The sequence below is a fragment of the Chitinimonas sp. BJB300 genome, from assembly GCF_002735695.1.
Taxonomy (GTDB): domain Bacteria; phylum Pseudomonadota; class Gammaproteobacteria; order Burkholderiales; family Chitinimonadaceae; genus Chitinimonas.
Genome location: NZ_PDZH01000343.1, coordinates 1 through 758 on the forward strand (window position 1 = coordinate 1; position 758 = coordinate 758).

Sequence of the window (758 nt, forward strand, 5' to 3'; positions counted from 1 at the left end):
CCAAACTCATGTGCCAATTGCGCAGGCTCTGCGGCGACAGCATGAAAGCGCGCCAGCATGACCAAACCCATCAAGCCCGAGTCGACGGGCTGGGAAGAAGAGGGGGCATCGACAGCGGTGCCCTGAGGATCATTCATGTATTTCACCAAAATCGGGAATAAGTATAAAAATAGAAAATACTGAGCCCGCCCGAGTCTTTGGTAGACAAGGGCTCTGCCCATAAAAAATACAACCCAGGCCACGCATGGCCCGGGTTGTTTGAACGACGAACGTTTAGATTGAATTGACGCGATTTACATCATGTTTGCCGCGAAGACCGGCACATAAGGGTCTTGCGTCGCCATGCCTTGGCCCAATACACCAGCACCCTGCGGTGCAAAGGCGGACATGGCGCTTACCATTGCATTCAGCTGCTGGTCGACGCCATTGACGCTGCTGCCCATGGTGCAAACCGCGACTATCGGCTGGCGAGCCGATGACATGTCTGGGTCACCCCGATAGCAAACCGCAATTTCTGGCTCATCCAGTGAACGCTTGTTGCGACTGACAGTATTTGATGCCGTCTTTGGCGAAACTTTAGGGTTTTCTAACAATTGGGCGATACTGCTATTACCACCATCGGCGAAGGTGACTTGCTCAACTTTGTAGCCATCGTCGCTGAACCAGTTGGTCAGCGTGACGGTATCGGTGTCGCTGTACTTAACGACGAGATCGGAATTCACGCGGGTAAAGCGCAGTGCATCGGCTGTAATGCCGGT

Annotated in this window: 1 protein-coding gene; it reads right to left on the minus strand. The window is 53.4% G+C overall.

All coding sequences use genetic code 11. The features are described from left to right. Positions 1-293: 293 nt before the first annotated feature. The coding region (locus CSQ89_RS21765) for a calcium-binding protein (RefSeq protein WP_143747141.1) at positions 294-758 on the minus strand (465 nt) is incomplete at its 5' end.